This is a genomic window from Acinetobacter sp. M5A5_2a, from assembly GCF_053345265.1.
Map to the genome: position 1 here is coordinate 155,978 of NZ_JBKEZV010000011.1, position 21,919 is coordinate 177,896.

The window sequence follows — 21,919 nt, forward strand, 5'->3', positions numbered from 1 at the left end:
CACGATTAAGAGATAAATATAAGCATCTACGCAACCAGTAACTTCGCTATTTAGACTGTGTTGTCTTAATGAGTTTAGAAACATCGTAGCCATAGCTTTTTGCGGTTTGTAGATAAGACTGATATGTCGCCTCATCAATTTGAGGACTACGAGAAAGAATCCATAAATATTTCTGGCTTGGGCCACCTACTAAAGCGACCTGATAATCTTGGTCAACTCTTAAAACCCAATAATCGCCTTTTGTAAAAGGAATCCATCTTAGGCCTGAAGGCAAAAAGCTCACTTTTAATTTACTGTTGCCCTCATTTTGCGAATAGGCCACACCTTCAGATGAAATCATTTTGCCATCTTTGTTGGTACAACTATTTAAAACACCAACGGTTTTGTCCGCGTTAATGGAATAGTTTGCAGTTGTATTGGCTACACAATTACGCTGAAAAAACATAGGTAAATGCGCAATCTCATACCACTTACCTGCGTATTTATTAATATCAATAGATTCAACAGCCACTGGTTTCGTATTTGTGTCAGCAAAGGTACTCAAAGGAAGCGTTAAGCTAACCGCTGCAAGACCGCTGCTGATGACAAGTGACTTAAATAATAATTTCATAACTACCCTCTTCTATTTATTTCATGCGTTTAAACATACGTCAGAGGGTTGTGAACAAAGTGTGAATTTTAAAAATTAAGGAACATTAATAAGGATTTAATTGTATTTCTTTGGAGCATCTGCAATTGGAAAATTCAGTTCAAAACATACCCCTTCAAGCGTGTTATAAACCCGATATGAACCATGATGTAGATCCATAATTGAAGCGACAATCGATAACCCTAATCCACCTGTCTGGTTCTCATCACTTCGACTTGAGTGGCATTGGTAAAATCTTTCAAAAAGATGCTCAAGTTGATGATCAGCAATTGAAATACCTCCCGTTACCACAGTCAGACTCACCCATTGCCTATGTTCAATCATCTTATTTTTAGTTGCGATATAAATAGTTCGCTTGTCACCACCATGTACGAGCGCATTTAAAATGAGATTGTAGACTGCTCTTTGAAATAGCTCTGGATCTGCAAATAACTTTTGGGCTTCTAAGTTGAAACTAAAATGACACTCTTGTTCATCGGCCTGATATTCAAAAATCTGGCATAGCCCATCTATAACATCTTGGACGTTTATTTCTTGTTTGTTTACAAGAACCATTTTCTGATCGGCTCTTGCTAAAAAAAGCATGCTATCAATCATGCGTTTTAATCTGTGGTAATCATCCAAATGAGACACCAGCAAATCTTCATATTGCTCAACTGAGCGTTCGCCAGTTAAAGCAATCTCGGTTTGCCCAATCAGATTATTTAAAGGAGTCCGAAACTCATGAGCAATATCCTCAGAAAAACGGTTGAGCTGCGTATAACCCTTTTCAATACGCTCAAGCATGTGATTTATATCTTGTGAAAGCAGCACAACTTCTAAAGGTGAATTTAAGAGATTTAATCTTTTCTGGAGCTGATTTACGTTAATAGAATGTGTTTGCTTGCGAAGCTGTTGTAGCGACCTTAAACCTAGGTGACACGCTAAAATACAAAGCACAAAGATTGCAAACACGCCTCCTACCACATACATCAAGAGACTTTCTTGAAAAGGTAAAAGAATATTGATGCGTTCCGACCACTGTTTACCTGCAATAAGCAGATAAGGCTCGTTATTAATTTTTATGCTTTTCCAAGCAATTCGCGTTGGATATAGGTTGTTGGCTAAGTCTTGAAATTGAAGACTGTTGCGCTGTGCAAGCTCAGGTAACTGAATATGGAGCGGATTAATATTAATTAAAGCTTTGTCTTTATGAATAAGCAGAAACAAATTGTCTTGGTTGCCGAGCATATTTTGGTACAGCTTTGGCCGCGCAATGATTTGCTCTACATTTTCGCTATCTTGTAGCAAAATTTCCAAACGGTTAATTCTGTCTGCTAAAGCTTTATCTTGCTGCTTCAATAAAATCTGGTTAATACCTAAATAGGTCATAAAGCCGACGGAACATAAAATTAAGGCAGAACAGAGCGTGACCAGTAATGTAATACGGACTTCAAGAGAACGCAGAAATTTAAAGTTCATAAGCTAACCGAAATTTTATAGCCCAAGCCACGGATGGTATGAATGAGTTTTAATTCATATCCTTCATCAATTTTGCTTCGTAAACGACGTACAGCGACATCAATAAAGTTGGTATCGGTGTCAAAGTTAATATTCCAAACTTCGGAACCAATTTGCCTGCGTGTCACGATTTGCTCTTTATTGATCAATAGATAGCGCAATAAATTAAATTCGGTTTTGCTCAGTTCAATTAAGTTGCCATTACGCCATACTTTATGTCCGACCAAATCCATTTTTAAATCACTAATAGACAACTCATTTTCTTGCAGATATTGCTGTCTTCTTAACAGGCTTTTAATACGTGCTAACAATTCAATATAAGAAAAAGGTTTAGCCAAGTAATCATCTGCACCTAACTCCAACCCTTTGACCCTATCCATCACCTGATCTTTTGCGGTTAAGAAAATAACCGGAATTTTGGAGAACTGGCGTAGTACTTGTAATACGCTCCAGCCGTCTATGTCAGGCAACATCACATCAAGAATAAGCAAGTCGTATTGATCTCTCTTTAGCATTTCCAAACCTTGAAGTCCTAAATGAATGCATTCTGCTTGATATCCAGACTCTTTTAATCCTTTGACCAAATAAGTGGCGATTTTGATCTCGTCTTCAATAATAAGGATACGCATTTTGTAGAGACTCATTTGAAAGATGACAACTTTGTAATGTGATTGTCATGCTTGGAATTATTCAATTTGTTTAAGATTTTCAAAGCGACATAGAGGCAATCATCATGAACAAATTGAACTGGCTGATGCTAACAGCCGTGCTATTGGGTAATAGTACTTTTGCACAGCCCCCTGCTTTGAATCAAGTCTATTCGTTAGATCTTAAAACTGCGCACCTATTAGCGGACAGTGCGAAAGAGGCGTGCAAAAAATTAAATCAAAACATTGCAGTGGTTGTTGTTGACCGTGGTGGTAACCCTTTAACTGCCGAACGGCATGAGCTGGTGGGTCCACATAATTTAATCGCTGCCGAGAAAAAGGCCTATACGGCGCTATCTACCAAAACATCGACCTTAGTTTTAAGTCAAAACAGTAACCAAAACCCCGATGCAAAAAATTTAACCACCGTAGCAAATTTACTTTTATTAGGCGGCGGCGTACCTGTTCGTTTTGAGAACCAAGTGATCGGAGCGATTGGGGTTGCTGGTGCTGGCGGCGCACAAAATGACAATCAATGCGCAAGCAAAGCCATTGAAACCGTTTTTCATTCATAAGGAACTTCATCATGCCTAAATCATTTATTGCTTTATCTTCTTTATTTGTTGCTTCGGCTACGTTTGCACAAACTAATCCGCTAAGTGTGCATGTGTTAAATCTAAAAACGGGTTTGCCCTCTTCTCAGGTTGAAGTCGTTTTAGAAAAAAACACAAATAACCAGTGGGTTAAACTCAACCAGCAAGTGACCGATTCAAATGGTCGTATTACTGCGCTCTATCCAGAAAATAAAAAATTAGAGCAAGGGGTTTATAAAGTTACCTTTAAAACTGAAGACTGGTTCAAAAAGAATAAACAACAAACTTTTTTTGCCGAAGTACCCGTTATTTTTAAAGTGGATGGAAGCGTAAATCACTACCATATTCCTCTACTACTTAGCCCTTATGGCTATTCAACCTATCGAGGTAATTAAAAGAAAAACCCCTTTATCTGTTTTGCACAAATAAAGGGGTTAATTCAAAGCGATTTGATTTACGAACAAACCCCATTGCTAATCACCGATTTTTTGTTTGAATCGAGCGCCACGATTGAAGAAGAAACCGTATTAATAATTTGAGTCATCGCCTCACTTGATGCACTTACAATGGCTTCCATTTTTTTAGCTTTTTGATCAATTGGTTGCTTAAAAGCAATTCTGCAATTCAGCTGAGATCCCGCATTCGTGATGACTTTTGCATTAGCTGACTCTAATTGAGTAGGCGGTATTTGACGCTTCACCACCCAAGACACAGCAATATTAATATTGCTGTGATCTACAATATCAAAATGAGAAAAGTCTGTAGAAACTCGATATAACGGTTGATTGTTTCCAGCAAGCCCACTGCTATAACTGTCAATTGCCCCTAATTTTTGTTGCAAACCCGCCGACAGAGTATCGCGTAATTGCGTACCCATGGTCGATGTCCAACGTTCGTTGTTTAGCACTGTAGATTTACCACTACTGTCTTGGAGCACTAAAGGTGCACGGTCTAATCTGTCTGGAATCCCGACTGGCAACACCTCAATCACCTGCACAGTTGAACTGGTGACCGGAGTGACTTTAGGTGTAAGCGTATAGTAGTTTGGCGTTGGTGAACTCGAACATGCTGTCATAGCAACTGCCGATAAAAACAAGCCACTCCCAAGCAGCCATTTGGCTGCTTTAGGATGTTGAAAAGATAGATGGTTTTTATTTTTCATCATCGGTCTCTGGTGTCTTACCACGAATAATTGATTCAGGGTGTTGTTCAATATAGTCTGACATTAACTGTAAAGAGGCAGCGGCACGTGTCATTTGCTGCAATGCTTTACGTACGTCTTGTTGCAACGGCGCATCGCTCGACAAAATAGACTCAGATGACCTTACAGTTTTACGAACATCGTCTAAGGTTGCTTGTAAACCAGGTGCAACTTTGCCATCTAACTGTTTAACCAGCTTGTCGGTAGACTCAATCGCTGTGTTCATATTGTTAAGCGTTTTACGCACATCTTGGCCAATTTCAACTAACGGGAATTTCGTTAACTTGTCAGCAATCTGAGAAACTTGAGCTTGTAAGCCACTCAATTCGGTTGGTGTAGTTGGAATCACCACACGGTTATCACCTAGAATCTGTAATGTGGCTGGTTTGGCTTTAGGGAACTTGTCTAAAGCAATATAGTTTTGTCCAGTAAGAAGATTCCCAGTTCTCATTTGAGCACGCCAACCATGTTCAATAAAATCTTTAAAAATTTCACTGTTCGGGTTAAGTGCCTGACCATTTTCAACTCGTGAAGGATAGATGACTGCCTCAACACGCATACGAATCTGTTTATAGTGGTCATAAAACTCGGCATTTACTGATTTAACATTACCAATTTCAATACCCATGAAATCAATCGGTGCACCGACAGTAAGCCCGCGTAATGAATGATCAAAATACATAATCACGCCACGTGGTTGACCATCAGGTTCTTTTAATGCATCACCTTTTGAGTCCCAAAGATTAAAACGACTCTGATTCGCTGCCATCGTGGCATGTGAACTTTCAGGGTAACCAAAAGCAATCCCCCCTGCGACAATACTTGCCAGCGATTGAGTGTCTAAATTAAAGCCTGAAGCATTTAAGGTCACATCAATCCCACTCGCCTGCCAAAAACGTGCATCGGTGGTTACAAACTTGTCATACGGGGCACGGATAAACGTTTGTAGTTCAACATTTTTACCGTCATCAGACAATTTATAGGCTGTAATTTGCCCTACATTAATTCGACGATAATAAATTGGAGAACCTATATCTAACGAACCAAGATCATCTGCATTTAAGAAAAATACTTTTCCGGGAACATCTGAAGATATGACCGGTGGCACTTCTAATCCAGTAAATTCAAACTTATCCTCTTCTGATTTTCCGCCATCCACTTCAATATATGAACCTGACAATAAGGTGTCTATTCCAGAAACTCCACCCGTCCCAATACGTGGTCGCACGACCCAAAATCGTGAATCTTTTGCTGCAAAGTTACTCGCACCTTTACGCAAATCAATTCTGGCAATAATGTGTGAACGGTCATCTGAAAGATCAATCTGCCGTACTACACCAATATCCACCTGTTTATAACGGACTGTTGTTTTACCAGCGACTAACCCTTCAGCCGTTCTAAAAGACACATCAATTGTAGGGCCATGAGACAATAGCGCTTTTACAGCTAATGACAGTGCGATTAAAAGCGCGATCAATGGAATAAGCCAAATTAATAAAGGCTTCCACCGACTCTTCTTTTCTTGAGGCTCTGGTAAATCATTCATGCTATCCAGTTCAACATCTGTATCACGACGATCTGAGTTACCAGTGGTTATTTCATTTTCAGACATACTCATTGTTCTTTTATTGACTGGGATTAATAGAATCATTATTCAACGGCGGATGTTCTGCCTGAATAATCGTTGTTTTTTCAGAAGCAACAGAAGACGGTTTGTTTGTATTTTGAGATGTATAGAAGTTATCCCAAATAATACGTGGATCAAAACTAAGTGATGCGAACATGGTTAACACTACAACCGCGCCAAAAGCAATCGAACCCGGCCCTGCTAAAATTGTAGCAAGCGATTGAATCTGAATGAGGGCTGTTAAAAGTGCCACCACAAAAACATCAATCATTGACCAGCGCCCAATAAACTCGACAATTCGATATAACTTAACGCATTGCTCAGGTAAAAATTTCCAACCTGCCGATTTCTGTAGATATACAGCAAATAATAAAAAATACAAAATCAGCAGTTTCAACATGGGAATAAAAATACTAGCCATGAAAATAACGACTGAAACCAGATAGTCTCCACTTTGCCAAAAGTAAATTACCCCACTCATGATCGTATCTTGCTGGCTACCTAAAAGTGAGTCAGTCACCGTCATTGGCAGTACATTGGCTGGAATATAGAGAATTGTTGCAGCAACTACCAAAGCAAAGGTTCGATTTAAACTCGCTGGTTTACGTGAATGCAGCACGCTATTACATCTAATACAACGTAAAACTTGATGGCTTTTATCTCGTCGTTTTTTTTCATTTTGAGAAGAATTTACGACACCACAGCAATGACACACAATTAATGAGAGATCTTTAGCTCGTGGATATTGCTTAAGTACCGATCCGTGTTGCGAGCTTTTTGCTTGGGTCACATTTTTTATTGTTTTCATGGCAGTGACCTATCAATTTCGTTCCATATATCACTTACCTTTATGGAAGTAATATAGACCAACAATACACTTAAGATCGCAAATGCCCATAAAGCAATTTCGGGAATCACCAAGACCATTCCCATTAACTTTACAAGCGTGACCAAAATTCCGATTAAGAACACCTCAACCATTCCCCACACTCTCATAAAGAAAAGTGTGCGTAAGGCCATCACCAAAAACGTTGGTCTCTTTTTCAAGATACTCACTGTACCGAGCACATAGCTAAGTAATAAAAGATAGGAAAGCGGCACAATGAAAGTAGTGATTAAGATGAGTACACCAACGAATGCCCGATCAAAGTGAAACATCACCCAGACTGCCCCCAGTAAAGTAGTCTCGGAAGTATTTCCTTGTAATTCAATTTTTACGATGGGAAAGCTATTGGCAAGAATAAATACAATTAAGGCAGTTAAAATCAAAGCTAACAACGTTGAAAAAGGTTTGGTGTGCCGATAGAGTTCTGCACCACAGCAAACACAATAAGCTCTTTTTCCATAAGCAAGCGGAGCTCTACGATAGACTGTATCGCACTCCTCACAACCTGCTAATTCTTTAAGCTTCATAGTGATACTCTGAAATTTATAGTTTGATTACATTCTTCAACGTGCTTGTTTTACCTAAAACAATGACTCCTAACACGCAAATATCATTCCAAAAATTTAACTTATAGCATTGGTATATCAACATTCAAGTTAAGAAAGATAGAAGAAAAATGAAAATTTTGATTATTTTACTGCTACCCAAAATAATTTATAGAGAATCTCTTTGCTACCAAGTTAAATGAAAATACAAATTAAACCAAAGACTATCTAATTAAATTCAACTTTTTAGACAGATAAATTATTGAAGATGCTGTTCAATATATTTTTGAAATTGCTGAACAATATAACCAGATTCTAATTTTGAACTGGAATAAAGCCCAAACGATAAAGATCTAAGTAGAGGTAATTCAGTACTTTTTAAGATCTTGATATCTGAAGGTATTTGAAATAGTGACCTTAAACTGATTCCAATGCCTGCACGTACCGCAGGCCACAAAGCTTGAACAGAATTGCACTCATAGGCAATGTGCCATTCCAAGCCCTTCTCTTCAAGCGCCTGAATTGCCATTTGTCTTAGAATACAAGGCTGCTGTAAAACAACCAATGGAATCGAAGATCCAGTTTCAAGAATCTGCTGGATGTGTGGATGAGAGCAAAATAACCACTCTGTATCTACATTCTGCAATTCATAAAAATTTTCACGGGCTTCATCTTGTTGCCAGATAAGCGCTAAATCTAACTCTTGTTTTTGTACTTTTTCTAATAAATTAAGATTTCGATCGACCTGAATTTGAAACTGCACTTTAGGATATTGCAACATGAACTGAGCAATTAATTGTTGGAGCGTGCCTTCAGCAAAATCTTCTTGTAATCCAAAGCGAATAACCCCTTTCGCTTGAGTCTGATGAAGTTGTAAAAGTACCCTGTCATTCATTGCCAACACACTTTTTGCATGACTAAATAATAATTCACCGCTCGGCGTTAACTCTAACAATCTTCCGTTTTTTCTTAATAATTGGCAGCCAGTCTGCTGCTCTAATTTTTTTAATTGAGCACTAATCGCAGCCGGAGAACGACATAAGTTTTGAGCAGCCAAATAAAAACTACCTAGCTCTATACCTTTTACAAATGCCCGTAAGGCATCTAAGTCAAGGTTAGTGGGTACTTTCGCATAATCATTCATAAAAACTGAACTATAGGTTCAAAAAGTTTTGATTTTTTAAAATATAACAAACTGCCATAGTCGCTACAACATCCCCAACGCAGAGTTTTAAGATGTTTAGAAAAATTGATATCAACAATCTAGAAACTGTCGCTCCCAAACTTTATGAGCTCGGCAAAGATTATTTGTTTGCAGATATCTGGCAAAGACCCATCCTTGATACGCAAACACGTTGTTTCATTACAATCTCGGCGCTCATTTTGCAGGGTCGCTATTCACAGCTCGAATGGCATATTAAAAATGCCCTAAACCAAGGGATCTCTAAGGAACAAATTATTGAGGTTACTACCCATCTTGCTTTCTATGCAGGACTGCCCACCGCTATTTCAGCACTTGAACATATGCCAGAGGAGATATGGTCATGCCCATGATTCGTTTTACAACCAGCTATCCATATACCGATTTAGAAAAAGCGCAAATATCTAAAGTTGTGCAAACTTGTATGGAAAACTATTTCGATACACCTAAAAATGATTGTTTTCATATTTTTGAACAAATACCGCAAGGACAGGTTTTTGTTGACTCTCATTATTGGGTTAAAAACGCACGTACTGAAAAGTTCATCTTGCTTTATATCACCTCAGGCAAGCCCCGAACGGCGCAACAAAAATCAGATTTAATGCTGCATGTTACAGCACAGCTTAAACAGAATTTTGATGTCCCAGAACAAGATGTCATGTTTGTGATTGTGCAAAATAGCGCAGAAGATTGGTGCTTTGGTCATGCACAGCGCGCTGATCTTTATTTGAAAAGCTTGAATTCACCATAAATAAATACAAGCCGAATGCATATTTTAATAAAATATATAAATTCAGATCTAAAAAAGCTCCTTAAATAAGGAGCTTTTCATTCGCCGATTCTTAATTAACCATAGTTAAAAAATAATTTAATAATCTATCTCGGTCATCTACCTGATTTTCCCCTAAAAGCTGAACCATGGCGCCATCAATCACAAATAAAAACAGGTGAGCATCTTCAATTGAGGCCGTATCTTTTAGTGTTAAAAGTAGTTTATAAATTTCATCAATGAGCCAATTTCGATAGTCAATTACGACCTTATAGGCGGTTGGGTACAGCTTTTCAATTTCAAAAATTGCTTTAAATGGCAAATGGTAAAAGCCCTCTAAATCTGCATGTAAATAGAAAATTTTCTTGAGCTTATCGAACAACATGAGTTCACGATATGAATGGATAATTGAAAACACCTCGTCTTTTAATGCATCTTTTTGAAAAGTTAGGCACATCTCGATGAGCTTTTCTTTGGAGTGAAAATCATTATAAAAAGTGGATTTGGAAATTCTGGCTTCAGCAATAATTCGGTCGACACCTACATTATGAAAACCATGTTGATTAAATAGGTCTCTTGCCGCGTGGAGCACTCTTAATGCTCTAAATGAATTTTCTAAATTTGGCATAAATATTCTGCTTAAAGATAATTTTTTGTTGTATATAAAAGAGATAGAAAGGCCTTCACTCTTAAAATGAGTGCTAAAAACAGGCATGCGAAAGCTGCACAAAAAGGATGCGCTAACCTATCTCAAGCTTTATTGTTGATATGATTTTTTAGTCGTAACGATCTAAAGGCTAAACCTATAAATGTTTAAACCGTTTTAAAGACCAGTTGAGCGGTATGGATAGAGAGAGCTTGGCAAAGGCCAAAAAATAAGAAGAAATAGTACGCATGAGCGAACTCCTATATGCATAAAATTTCTGCCAATCACTGCTAAATGATGGTGGCAGAACGAAAGGGGGTTAGCAGACTGGGCATATAGAACCAGCACGCACAAGGCGTCCCCCTTCCGTCCTACCGCTACGAAGGGGGACGAACGAGTTCGCCACCAAAAAATTGCTTTTTTGATGTGCTATACGCTCTCGGTCTGCTAAAACCGGCTGGCAATGTAGGCCAGCAGGCAAAGGATAGTGCTCTACCCTATTACAGTCAAGCATACAAAATGACATTTGTTTTAAAATAGATCATTAAAAAGTAAGGATAAATAATGAATAACTTATTGTTAAATTAGGTTTATAAAATACTTATCAATCGTTACATAAGTATTGAAACACCCTAGGTCGGTTACCTTGGTAAAGATGAATTATTCCTATTTCTACAGCGCGGGAAACTGAAGAACAGATACAACAATTTTTTGATTATTTAGAGTTAATCCCAGAAGCAAAGAAGTTCGATTAATCAAAACCTAATATAAATCTACTTCATTATATTTGGAGTGTTGCCCCAACATTGAAATTATGGTGCAAATTAAAGGCAAGTTGAGATTTTGTATATGAAAAGTAAAAAATTTGCTCTCTTAAATTCAAAAAAATAGCGCTTAACTTTTACGCTAATATCATGTCTTTTATCAATTTTTCTATAAAAATTTTGCCATATAATTCAGTTTTACCACTAAGTAAAGTTATGTAACTTTATCCATACAATTTCTTCACAATTTAAAACCTTAACATAAACAAACAATTAAAAATATTTTGCTATCTTATTGATCATTAAGAGGACATCTCTTAATTTCCTTTTCTTGAATAACTCATCGTTATTCTGCCTCTTTATTCTGCAATTTTTTAATTCAGTATTTAAAACCGTATATGTTCACTTTAAATACTGAGATTCAATTCTTAGGCTAAATATGCGCACATCTGAAAAACAAGTAAAACCTATTGAGATTGATGATATCAATATCATCGAGAACGAAAAAACCAAAAAAGCGATTACTGCGGCTGCATTAGGTAATGCAATTGAGTGGTTTGATTTCGGTGTTTATGGTTATGTGGCATACGTTCTCGGTAAAGTATTTTTTCCAAATGCTTCACCAAGCGTGCAAATGATTGCTGCACTTGCTACATTTTCAGTTCCTTTTATTTTTCGCCCATTAGGTGGTGTTTACTTTGGACATTTAGGTGATAAATACGGGCGTCAAAAAGTTCTTGCCATTACTATCATTATTATGTCCATCAGTACCTTTGGTATTGGCCTTATTCCATCTTATGAAACAATCGGTTTATGGGCACCTATTCTTTTACTCATTGTAAAAATTGTACAAGGCTTCTCCATTGGTGGTGAATACTCAGGTGCTGCGATTTTTGTCGCTGAATATTCTCCAGACCGAAAACGTGGTTTTATGGGAAGCTGGCTTGATTTTGGATCGATAGCGGGCTTTGTACTTGGTGCTGCAACCGTCGCTTTGATCACACACGCCGTGGGTGAAGCAAGCTTTGCCGAGTGGGGTTGGCGTATTCCCTTCTTTCTTGCTCTACCACTGGGCATAATCGGTTTATATTTACGAAACCGCCTTGAAGAAACCCCTGTGTATCAACAGCATGCAGAGCAGCAAGCACTAAAAAGCAAACCTCAAAAATTTAGTTTCAAAGAAATTTTTGTTAAACATAAGCGTAGTTTATTGGTGTGCATTGGTCTAGTAATCAGCACTAACGTCACTTACTACATGTTGCTAACTTATTTACCAAGCTATTTTTCGCATAACTTAGGCTATTCAGAAGCACATGGCGCACTTATTATCATTGCCGTTATGGTTGGGATGTTATTTGTACAACCCGTGATTGGTTATTTGAGTGATAAGTTTGGTCGCCGCCCATTTATTTTTATTGGAAGCTTTTCCCTTGTTTTCTTGGCATATCCTGCTTTTGTATTACTTAACTCTGGGGTAAGTTATCAAATTTTTATAGGCTTACTTATTCTTGCTTTATCCCTCAATATGTCTATCGGAGTGATGGCATCAACTTTACCCGCCCTATTTCCAACTGAAATCCGTTATAGCGCTTTAGGTATTGCCTTTAATTTCTCAGTCGTTATTGCTGGTTTAACCCCAACTATTACCGCAACTCTAGTTGAAACTACCCATAATCTGATGGTTCCGGCCTATTACTTGATGATTTGTGGTGTGGTGGGTATTGCTACTGCAATATATTTGAAGGAAACAGCCAATAAGCCTCTAATTGGTGGCGTGCCTATTGCCAATAACATAGAGGAAGCGCAGGAGTTACTTGAAGAATTTCATGAAACTATTGAGCAAAAAATTGAAAATATTGATCAGAGAATTGAAGAGCTTCAGCAAAAACGTCAAAAGCTTGCAGATAAACACCCTGATATAGCCTGATTGAAGCAAAGTTCTTTCACAAAAGTAGCGACTTTAGTGTCGCTATTTTTTTAATATATTTTTCATTTAATTTGATAGTTAAGAATAATAGGTGTTAAGTTTAATTAAAAAATAATTAACTTAGAATAAACAAGTTTTTCCATTTCCGCATCGCCAATATATATCGGCCAACTTATTTTCAGAAAACTCAATAGAAAAAGGAACGTATACATCTATGCTAATCAATGCATGTTTAGGTTGTTGCTTATCAAGCATAACTAACATACTTTATCCTATTAATTTAATAGCTAATTTTTATCTCCAGATCTGTATAAAATATCAGAAAATAAGCGAATATCTTTTTAAAATATTTAGAAATTATATTCCTTTTATATCTCATCTCTTGAAGAAAGAAATGAACCTAAAGATAATAGGTCAAACCTAATCTAAAGAAAATTTTAAACTCTTAAAGTAATTTCAATGAAAAATATTAATATCTTCAAATTTATAAACCTTGTGCTAGTCTTTTTATGGTTTTATCAAGGTCTCGTTCCAAAATTTCTATTTCTTAATTCTGATGAAATTTTTGTATGGCAATGGCTAGGACTATCACTCGAAAACGCAAAACTTGCAGGCCATGCAAGTGGAATAGCTGAAATGATTTTTGGTTTATGTTTTCTCTTTACTGCACATAAATATATTCATTATTTAAGCATTTTGGGTTTGCTTGGGCTGCTTCTTTTAATTGGTTTTTTAATCCCCTCTACCCTGATCTTGCCCTACAACCCTATCGTGATGAATCTTTCGATGATAAGTTTATCTATTGTCTATCTCATCTTATTAAATGAGCTAAATTAACTTACAGCCATTCATGTAACTATTTTTAAAGATTTTATATAGAGAGTGCAATGAGTTTACCCAAAACTGAAGTTTGCAGTGTGGTCATTACAGGCAGTACAAAAGGTATTGGTTTAGCCCTTGCCCATGCTTTTTTAGATCTTGGATGTTCAGTTGTCATTGCTGGACGTAACCCAGAGCATCTTAAACAGGCTCTTTCTCATTTAGAAACTCATTTCAATAAAGAAAAATTCATTGGCTTGTGTTGCGATGTGACTCAAGTGTCTGATGTGCAAACCCTATGGGATGGTGCAATTGAGCGTTTTGGGCAAGTCGATGTGTGGATTAATAACGCAGGAAGCTGTCATCCAACCAAAGACTTTATCGACCTTCAGCCAGAAGAGTTAAACGCGGCTGTTTCAACTAATATTTTAGGCACGATGTTGGGTTCGCAAGTCGCGTTAAAAGGCATGCTCAAACAAGGTTATGGTCAAATCTTTAATATGGAAGGTTGGGGAAGCAACGGCGAATGGAGTGCAGGCATGACGCCTTATGCAACCACAAAACGGGCCGTAAGTTATTTCAGTAAAGCACTTTATAAAGAGACAAAATCGACAGCTATTTTAACTGGCACACTCAGCCCGGGCATGGTTGCAACAGACCTATTAGTTTCTTCGTGGACCAATGGCAACATCCAAAACTGGAAAAAGATGAAACGGTTATTTTTCTTTGTGATTGACCCGCCAGAAGTCGTTTGTGCATATTTAGCAAAACAAATTATTCAAAATAAAAAAGCCAACCGACGCATTGCTTGGATCACGCCATGGAAGCTTTTTCTTAGATTTTTGCAGCCTTATTACTGGCGTAGAAACCCCGTTAAAGGCACAGCCTTAGAGCATTTGTAGTCAGGCTTATAATGTGACTAAAAATCTAATCTCACTCAGTTAAGATGGTTTGGTTGATAGGCGCATCGGGTTTATTGTTCAGTAAAAGTTCTTCTAAAGAGCGCTTTTACTGAACTTTATACTCATCAAGAATCGTTATCTGAGCTATCTTCTTTATTTAAAATCCGCCCTTCCCGTTTTGGTCGAATCAATGGTGCTGTTGGTCGTGGATGCGTATGTGTATATTGCATACCTACTCCCGCATTTACATCATCTGCTGCGATTTCAGTTTCAAAGCGCTCATTATCAAGATCTCGAATTTCCTCAGTAATTCTTTCTACTTCGTCTTCATCTACACCAAGTTCTTGTAAAATTACTCCCCCAAACTTAATCGCAGATTCAAACGTTTCACGGATCATGAAGTCTACTTTTTGTTTGACTAAATGCAGTGAGTGCTCGCGGTCATATGAACGGACTAATAATTTCGCTAAAGGAAATTCATGTGTGACGAGTTCTACAATTCTATTGGTTGTTTCCTTGCTATCTACACACACCACAATCGCTTGTGCTGTTGCAGCACCAGAAGCATGTAGAATATCTAAGCGACAGCCATCGCCATAATAAATTTTAAAACCAAATTTTTCAGCGTTTCGAATCATGTCCGTATTATTATCAATAATGGTGACATCTACCCCTCTTGCCAATAATAATTGACTGGTGACCTGTCCAAAGCGCCCAAATCCAATCATTAAAACGCTACCGCTTAAACCCTCGGCAATATTGACGTTTTCTAACGAAACATTCGCTTTAAATTGAGTAAACCGTTTAAAAATAATACCGACAATTGGAGTCAACACCATTGAAAGCACAACAATAGCGGTAAGATTAGATTTAATTGTACCGTCAATGACTTGGGCACTTAATGCAGCAGAGAAAAGTACAAAGGCAAACTCTCCGCCCTGAGCCATGAGTAAGGCACGGTCCAACGCTTCAGTATGAGGGCTTTTCGTTATTCGGGCGACAATATAAATCATGAGAGCTTTGGCAAGCATGAGGGCAATTACACCACTGACAATGAGCTGCCAGTTTTGAGCAACCACTGATAAATCCAATGACATGCCAACCCCAAGGAAAAACAGGCCTAACAAGATTCCTCGGAATGGTTCAATATCAGCTTCAATTTGATGTCTAAACGTTGATTCAGATAAAAGCACGCCAGCTAAGAAAGCACCCATCGCCATGGACAAACCGCTGACTTGCATGAGCAACGCCGCACCCAATACAACCAATAATGCTGCGGCAGTCATCACTTCTCGGGCTTTAGCAGCAGCCAAGAGTCTAAATAATGGGTTAAGTAACCAATAACCTGCCGCAATAAGACCTGCAATTGCGATTAAACCAATGCCTATATTTTCTAAACGTACAGATGTGCTTTCGACCACATGATTCGGTGCCATAAAAGCAACAATAGCGAGCAATGGTACAATCAGTAAATCTTCAAATAATAAGATGGCTACAATTTTTTGTCCGCGAGGTTGAGTCAAGTCACCGCGATCGCCCAATAACTGCATCACAATAGCAGTCGACGTTAATACAAACCCTGCTGCACCAATAAAAGCAACTTGCCATGTAAAACCAAATAACAGTCCGACGCCAGTCAAAGCCAGTGCGCAAATGATGATCTGTAGTGTGCCAAGACCAAAAATTTCGCGTCTAAGGCTCCATAAATGTGATGGCTGCATTTCCAAACCAATCAGAAATAGGTACATCACAATTCCCAACTCGGCAATATGTAAAATTGCGGTGGAATCTTGGAAAAAAGCAAAACCGAATGGGCCAATAATCAGACCCGCAATTAAATAACCTAATACTGAACCTAAACCAATACGTTTAAAAATAGGGACTGCAATTACAGCCGCTGCCAATAAAACCACAGGGGCAACCAAGCTAATTGAATGTGCTTCTGCGCTCATACATTTCTCATTTTATTTATCTGCAATTTATTCTATGTGAAACTATGTTTAAGGGCGATTATTAGTTTTGAGAAAAAGAATCCATAAAAAAAGCCCTGACGGGCTTTTTTTAATTAAACAACGAATTTCAACATGAGCTGAATGACCGTTGCATTAATTAAATCGACAAAGAATGCGCCACAAAGCGGAACAATTAAAAATGCCTTATGCGATGGTCCATACATGTTCGTAATGGCCTGCATATTTGCAACTGCTGTTGGCGTTGCACCCATACCAAAACCACAATGCCCTGCTGACAAGACTGCTGCATCATAGTTTTTACCCATCACACGGAAGGTCACAAAAGCAGCATATAATGCCATCGTAATGGTTTGAGCACCTAAAATCACCACAAGTGGCCCAGCCAAATCTGCAAGTTGCCAAAGCTTTAAAGAAAGCAGTGCCATTGCTAAATAAAGTGATAATGATGCATTACCAAAAACATCAATCGCACGGTCAAAAATATCAATTTTTAAGACACTTTCTAAGATGTTTCTTAAAATTACACCGCCACCCAGCGCCCAAACGAAGGTTGGTAACTCAAACCAAGTTCCCTTACTAAAGCCTGTCATAAATTCAGCAAATGCCAAACACGCTGCGAACATACCCAATGTAGTAATTGCATTGTCGGCTGTAATTAAACGAACTTGATGAGGGTTTTCAAACGGCGCAAGATCATCAGAATTTTGTTCAACATGACCATCACGCTGTTGGATTTCAGCATTAGTTTTTGGTTGAGCAAGGCTATAACGATTGATAAGCAATTTTGCTAATGGGCCACCAATCACACCACCAATAATTAAACCAAAAGTCGCACTCGCCATCCCTAAAGCTAAAGCACCCTGAATACCATGCTGAGTTTCTAAAATTTCACCCCAAGCTCCAGCAGTACCATGACCACCTGTTAAGGTAATAGAACCGGCAATTAAGCCAATGAGTGGGTCAAGACCGAGCAACGTCGCAAGACTCATGCCTACCGCATTTTGCACCACAATGAAAGATGCTACACAGACTAAGAAGATAACCAAAGCCATACCGCCTTCTTTAAGCTTCATAAAATTGGCACTTAAACCAATAGAAGCAAAGAATACGAGCATAAAGCTGGTTTGTAATTCGCTACTAAAAACAATGCTATATCCCCATATGGTATGGACAAGTAGCGAGACGACCGCAGCAACCAAACCGCCTGCTACAGGTTCGGGAATATTGTAGCGTTTTAAAAAATCAATTCGATTAACAAGAAAGCGGCCCAATAATAGAACGATGACCGCCGAAATTAGTGTATAAAAACCATTAAAAACAAATTCCATATATACTACTTTCTAATTACATTCCTAACGGATTGTAAAATAATTATATTTTATTTTTTAATATGTAAAAAAAACACAAATAAACTTTACAAAATTACCCTAGCAATCAATTTTCACGATTCTTAAGAAAAACTTAAATTTTTAAATATTTTATACAAAATTACCCCATACATTTAAGTTAATTATTTAATTTCAATAATCTAGTCCAAAATACTCTTAATTAAAAATAATTACCCCTTGATACCTTAAGCAAAAAATCCTGTCTTTTAAGTCACTGAACTTAGCTCTCATTCCCTTTAATATCCTTAAAAGACCAGCTCGTTATTGTTCTGGGCAACATCTTTATAGGTTTTATGTTCAATGAGTTTATTGCTTAAAGTTCGTCAGAACGTTCCACAGCTACAGTCCATTAAAAAATCTCTTCAGACACGTGCTGGTCAAAAAATACCTCACATGCTGATCAATGCATCGGATCTATTTTTTAGAGGTCCTCAAATTGCCTTGTCAGGAAAAACGCCCTTTGACGTGATTTATAAGCATGAAATTATTAGCTTACGGCATTATAGAAATGAGACGAATACCTCTACACCTAAACACCGTGTACCGTTAGTTATCGTTCCGCCGCTAGCAGTCAACATGCTCATTTATGATTTGTTTCCTACTCGCAGTTTTGTACGTTTCTTTTTAGCACAAGGTTTTGATGTATATCTGATTGACTGGGGCGTGCCCACCCGACACCAAGCAAAATACAATTTCGGCACCTACATTAAAGTCTTTATGCCTGAAATGTTAAAGCAGGTCCGCTTGCACAGTGGTCAGCAACAGCTTTCTTTACATGGCTGGAGTTTAGGCGGTGCACTGTCACTCTGCTATACCGCATTATTTAAAGACAAAGATATTAAAAACCTAATTATTTTAGCTTCCCCTATCGATACGCATAAAGCTGGTTATATGGGCAAACTCTATGGCAGCTTAACCAAACCTGCCCAATGGGTTCGCAAACATACGCCGTTTCGTATTCGCCACCATGTGCCAAGTAAGGCATTTCATATTCATGGATGGCAAAACACACTAGGCTTTAAATTAACTGACCCGATTGGAAATCTAAAAACGTATTGGGAACTTTTTAAAAATCTCGATAACCGAGAATTTATTATTGACCACGCAACTTCTAGTTCATTTATCGATAACATGCTGGCGTATCCGGGTGGAGTCATGCGCGACATCATCCTTCGTTTCTGGATTGATAATGAATTATCCAACGGTGTAGTGAAATTCGGTGAACTTACAGCCTATTTAAAAGATATTGAATGTTCGGTGTTAGCACTGGGGGGTAGTACGGACATTATTGTGACCGCTGATGCTGTTAAGCCACTCATGGATTTAATTAGCAGCCAAGATAAAACGTTTAAGGTCGTACCGGGTGGACACATGGGTGTCGTTTCAGGAAGCCAAGCACCTACGGCGGTTTGGCCTGAAATAAGTACTTGGTTAGTTGAGCGTTCAGGTTAGTTCGTTTAAACAATATTGGGAACCAGCGTAGCAAGCCTTACGCTGGTTTTTATTATTGTGGTGATTAAGTCTTAAGCTTTAAAGTAAAAATTAATAATTCCATATTCAAAGATGTTAAATATCCAGTACTAACTTATCCGAACGAGGCAAACTGTTGCAGGTGGTAATTCGTAAATCTGGTTGTGCCTTATATTGATCTAAAGTAGTAACACCTTGTAGCTTATTACAGACACAAGCACGGCATAACCCTCTTTCACATCCCGATGGAATATTAACGCCAGCCAAACGTGCAGCGTCTAATAGCGTTGTCCCGCCATCAACCACAATCTCAATACCACTCCGTGCAAAGTGGATAACATGATCTTTACCATCAGTTGGGTGCTCTACTACCGGAGGGGTAAAACTCTCTGTATGAAATTGTATTTCAGGTAATCCTAAATCCAGTAACATAGATTTTGAGGCAGTAATAAATCCTGGTGGAGCACAAACATACACTTCATGTGCTGTTATATCGGGAACAACTTTAGCTAGTAATTCAGCACTTAGTTTCGCCTGATACATTTGCCCTGAAATTGGATAATTAGGGTCTATCTCATTACATATAAAATGCACATCAAAACCAGATAAGTTGGCAACTTCACGTAATTCTTGTTCAAAAATAATAGATCTCTCATTACGGTTAAAATAAAGTAACTTAACTTGGCTATGTGGAGCTTCACGTCGTGCCTTACGTAACATACTCAAAATTGGTGTAATACCGACACCACCCGCAAGGAAAACGATCTGTTTAGGTACTTCTTTCAGAACAAAATCGGGAGAGGCCTGCGGTACTCCTACCAAAATCATATGTGAATTTTTCTTAATATGATCATTGATATAATTCGAAACACGTCCGCCCTCTACACGTTTGACGGCAATTTCCAAACAATTAGCAGCCTCGTGACTGTCTCTTAACAAACTATATTGTCGAACCAGACTTTCATCTTCGACGTCAACCCGTACGGAAATAAATGCACCAGCTTCCCAAGTTACGCCCTCCCATCCTTGAGGTTTTTCAAAACGTATCATTAATGCCTGATTTCCTGCTTGCGGAAAAACAGCGAGGACCTTAACAGGTACATTATAAAAACGAGGCTTATTTAAATACGTCATATTATCTGGCAGTTTATATCGGGCTCCATATACAACTCGACGTAATAACTCCTTAGGATTTTTTAGTATTTTAAAAAAATTTCCTCTTTCTTGCTCGCCTACAGGGCTCGCCAATTTGAGTACATTGACCATCATATCTGGCACAACATCTTCAAGAGACATAACATTGTAAGGTAAGCCATGCTGCAAACAGATTTCCTTAACAAAGGGCTGGATTTCTCTTTGACGATTACATGGTAAGTCTGGAAACAAATGATGCTCTAAGTGGGTGTCCAATCCACCATAAAACACATCAAATTTAGGTGGATTATCGAATTTAACTTCCTCTTCCAACAATGTTTTAAAATAATTATCAAGTTGGGCATAAGGCGTAAAATTACTTGTTGCTAAAATTTGACGGCGAAAATATTCTTCTTCTGTTTCACTCAATCCTGGGTCACTAAATAACTCAACATTGGGTGAATGGTGTTCCAGAAATAAGACTGCAACCGTCAAATCATATCCCAAAACTGTACTCAGATAATTTCCAAAAAATGTCGGCAATATCCGATGAGGAGAAACCGAAAGAGGATCTTTCCAAAAATGCTGGGCAATATATTTTTTTGTCAGTTTTAAGGTTTGTTCAATGGTTGTTCGACTAAGTACTTTACGCCCTTCTGTTTTAGCGGCTGATGCTCCAGTAAAAAGAGAAAATACAAGATTAGGTGTTGTTAATAATAAAACCCACAACAGTGGAAGTTGCAAAGTATGGTGACCATACCATGGCTGACCTGGTTTAATGCGTAAAAAGGAATATCCCAAATCATGGTCTACGCCAACAATATTAGTAAAAGGATGGTGATTTTGATGATGCATCACACGCCATTCATAAGGATCCACCATAAAATTCCAAACCCAACGTTCAGAATGGAAAGACCCTGCATTTGGCAAATGATCATAACTACCATGCATGATGTTATGACCAAGTTCAGAAAACTCAAGTAATGTATGCAATGCACCTAATATCGCGCCACGCATTATGGCATTACGTTTTCCACCTTGTTGGATCAACTCATTACTACGCGCTTTAATAGCTTGAGAGTAAGCGGCAACATTTCTGATATGTTCTAGGTCTGCATCACCAACTTTTGCTTTAGTTTGATCATATAAAGCTTTTAAAGCTGCCGTTAAACTTTCGTGCTTGCCGTCTTTATTATTTAGCATTTTATATATCCCTATCGGATTTGATCCTATCCGAAAAGATATAAAGTTTTGAACATTAGCAGAATGACTTTATAC

The 21,919-nt window shown here is 38.1% G+C and carries 20 protein-coding genes and 1 pseudogene; 9 read left to right on the forward strand and 12 right to left on the reverse strand.

Annotated elements, in window-relative coordinates:
• Window positions 1-46: 46 nt before the first annotated feature.
• From ACLBWE_RS15595 to ACLBWE_RS15605, 3 genes are all read right to left on the reverse strand, one after another.
• Complete coding sequence (locus tag ACLBWE_RS15595; protein ID WP_447603923.1) at window positions 47-610, reverse strand: lipocalin family protein; 564 nt, start codon at window positions 608-610, stop codon at window positions 47-49.
• A 96-nt stretch (window positions 611-706) separates the two neighbouring features.
• Window positions 707-2,110, reverse strand: coding sequence for a heavy metal sensor histidine kinase (locus tag ACLBWE_RS15600; protein ID WP_447603925.1), 1,404 nt, complete (start codon window positions 2,108-2,110; stop codon window positions 707-709).
• Window positions 2,107-2,778 carry a heavy metal response regulator transcription factor gene (locus tag ACLBWE_RS15605; RefSeq protein ID WP_447603927.1) on the reverse strand — a complete coding sequence of 224 codons (672 nt, stop codon included), beginning with the start codon at window positions 2,776-2,778 and terminating at the stop codon, window positions 2,107-2,109. The genes ACLBWE_RS15600 and ACLBWE_RS15605 overlap by 4 nt, the downstream gene beginning before the upstream one ends.
• A gap of 125 nt (window positions 2,779-2,903) precedes the next feature.
• On the opposite strand from ACLBWE_RS15605, the gene ACLBWE_RS15610 reads away from it, so the two are divergent.
• Together ACLBWE_RS15610 and uraH are read left to right on the forward strand one after the other, a co-directional pair.
• The gene (locus ACLBWE_RS15610; protein ID WP_447603961.1) at window positions 2,904-3,371 is read left to right on the forward strand and encodes a GlcG/HbpS family heme-binding protein; all 468 of its coding nucleotides are present in this window, start codon (window positions 2,904-2,906) and stop codon (window positions 3,369-3,371) included.
• Between the two features lie 11 nt (window positions 3,372-3,382).
• A complete protein-coding gene (uraH, locus tag ACLBWE_RS15615; protein ID WP_447603929.1) occupies window positions 3,383-3,784 on the forward strand; it encodes a hydroxyisourate hydrolase in 402 nt (133 codons plus the stop codon).
• 59 nt (window positions 3,785-3,843) lie between these two features.
• On the opposite strand, the gene ACLBWE_RS15620 is transcribed toward uraH, so the two are convergent.
• The 5 genes from ACLBWE_RS15620 to ACLBWE_RS15640 form a co-directional block, all read right to left on the reverse strand.
• Window positions 3,844-4,551, reverse strand: a complete 708-nt coding sequence (locus tag ACLBWE_RS15620; RefSeq protein ID WP_447603962.1) for a PqiC family protein — start codon at window positions 4,549-4,551, stop codon at window positions 3,844-3,846.
• Window positions 4,541-6,208 (reverse strand): PqiB family protein, encoded by a 1,668-nt coding sequence (locus ACLBWE_RS15625; protein WP_447603931.1) that lies wholly within the window; start codon window positions 6,206-6,208, stop codon window positions 4,541-4,543. The genes ACLBWE_RS15620 and ACLBWE_RS15625 overlap by 11 nt, the downstream gene beginning before the upstream one ends.
• A 7-nt stretch (window positions 6,209-6,215) precedes the next feature.
• Entirely contained in the window at window positions 6,216-7,025 is an 810-nt protein-coding gene (locus ACLBWE_RS15630) for a paraquat-inducible protein A (RefSeq protein WP_447603933.1), read from the reverse strand.
• On the reverse strand, window positions 7,022-7,630 hold the full coding sequence (locus ACLBWE_RS15635) for a paraquat-inducible protein A (RefSeq protein WP_045430345.1): 609 nt from the start codon (window positions 7,628-7,630) through the stop codon (window positions 7,022-7,024). Before ACLBWE_RS15635 ends, ACLBWE_RS15630 begins: the two co-directional genes overlap by 4 nt.
• A 277-nt stretch (window positions 7,631-7,907) precedes the next feature.
• Window positions 7,908-8,792, reverse strand: a complete 885-nt coding sequence (locus ACLBWE_RS15640; RefSeq protein WP_447603936.1) for a LysR substrate-binding domain-containing protein — start codon at window positions 8,790-8,792, stop codon at window positions 7,908-7,910.
• 92 nt (window positions 8,793-8,884) lie between these two features.
• Here ACLBWE_RS15640 and ACLBWE_RS15645 point away from each other — a divergent pair, with 92 nt between their 5' ends.
• Both ACLBWE_RS15645 and ACLBWE_RS15650 read left to right on the forward strand, forming a co-directional pair.
• Window positions 8,885-9,202 carry a carboxymuconolactone decarboxylase family protein gene (locus ACLBWE_RS15645; protein ID WP_017392023.1) on the forward strand — a complete coding sequence of 106 codons (318 nt, stop codon included), beginning with the start codon at window positions 8,885-8,887 and terminating at the stop codon, window positions 9,200-9,202.
• Entirely contained in the window at window positions 9,193-9,600 is a 408-nt protein-coding gene (locus ACLBWE_RS15650) for a tautomerase family protein (protein WP_447603938.1), read from the forward strand. Before ACLBWE_RS15645 ends, ACLBWE_RS15650 begins: the two co-directional genes overlap by 10 nt.
• A gap of 91 nt (window positions 9,601-9,691) precedes the next feature.
• On the opposite strand, the gene ACLBWE_RS15655 is transcribed toward ACLBWE_RS15650, so the two are convergent.
• Window positions 9,692-10,246, reverse strand: coding sequence for a TetR/AcrR family transcriptional regulator (locus ACLBWE_RS15655; protein WP_447603940.1), 555 nt, complete (start codon window positions 10,244-10,246; stop codon window positions 9,692-9,694).
• A 636-nt stretch (window positions 10,247-10,882) separates the two neighbouring features.
• Between ACLBWE_RS15655 and ACLBWE_RS15660 the strand changes: the two are divergent.
• From ACLBWE_RS15660 to ACLBWE_RS15675, 4 genes and pseudogenes are all read left to right on the forward strand, one after another.
• Window positions 10,883-11,019, forward strand: a pseudogene (locus ACLBWE_RS15660) (ADP-ribose pyrophosphatase); the annotation flags it as partial.
• A 448-nt stretch (window positions 11,020-11,467) separates the two neighbouring features.
• Window positions 11,468-12,955, forward strand: a complete 1,488-nt coding sequence (gene proP / locus ACLBWE_RS15665; protein WP_056481080.1) for a glycine betaine/L-proline transporter ProP — start codon at window positions 11,468-11,470, stop codon at window positions 12,953-12,955.
• A 459-nt stretch (window positions 12,956-13,414) separates the two neighbouring features.
• Entirely contained in the window at window positions 13,415-13,792 is a 378-nt protein-coding gene (locus ACLBWE_RS15670; RefSeq protein ID WP_003650801.1) for a DoxX-like family protein, read from the forward strand.
• 50 nt (window positions 13,793-13,842) lie between these two features.
• Complete coding sequence (locus ACLBWE_RS15675) at window positions 13,843-14,676, forward strand: SDR family NAD(P)-dependent oxidoreductase (RefSeq protein WP_447603943.1); 834 nt, start codon at window positions 13,843-13,845, stop codon at window positions 14,674-14,676.
• A gap of 125 nt (window positions 14,677-14,801) precedes the next feature.
• Here ACLBWE_RS15675 and ACLBWE_RS15680 read toward each other — a convergent pair whose 3' ends face one another.
• Both ACLBWE_RS15680 and gltS read right to left on the reverse strand, forming a co-directional pair.
• Window positions 14,802-16,628, reverse strand: a complete 1,827-nt coding sequence (locus ACLBWE_RS15680) for a monovalent cation:proton antiporter-2 (CPA2) family protein (RefSeq protein WP_004643402.1) — start codon at window positions 16,626-16,628, stop codon at window positions 14,802-14,804.
• Between the two features lie 113 nt (window positions 16,629-16,741).
• Window positions 16,742-17,977: a sodium/glutamate symporter gene (gltS, locus tag ACLBWE_RS15685; protein WP_003650798.1), complete on the reverse strand. Its 1,236-nt coding sequence runs from the start codon at window positions 17,975-17,977 to the stop codon at window positions 16,742-16,744.
• Between the two features lie 360 nt (window positions 17,978-18,337).
• Here gltS and ACLBWE_RS15690 point away from each other — a divergent pair, with 360 nt between their 5' ends.
• Complete coding sequence (locus ACLBWE_RS15690; protein WP_017392017.1) at window positions 18,338-19,489, forward strand: alpha/beta fold hydrolase; 1,152 nt, start codon at window positions 18,338-18,340, stop codon at window positions 19,487-19,489.
• A gap of 114 nt (window positions 19,490-19,603) precedes the next feature.
• Here ACLBWE_RS15690 and ACLBWE_RS15695 read toward each other — a convergent pair whose 3' ends face one another.
• Window positions 19,604-21,844, reverse strand: a complete 2,241-nt coding sequence (locus tag ACLBWE_RS15695; RefSeq protein ID WP_447603946.1) for a fatty acid desaturase — start codon at window positions 21,842-21,844, stop codon at window positions 19,604-19,606.
• Window positions 21,845-21,919 lie beyond the last annotated feature (75 nt).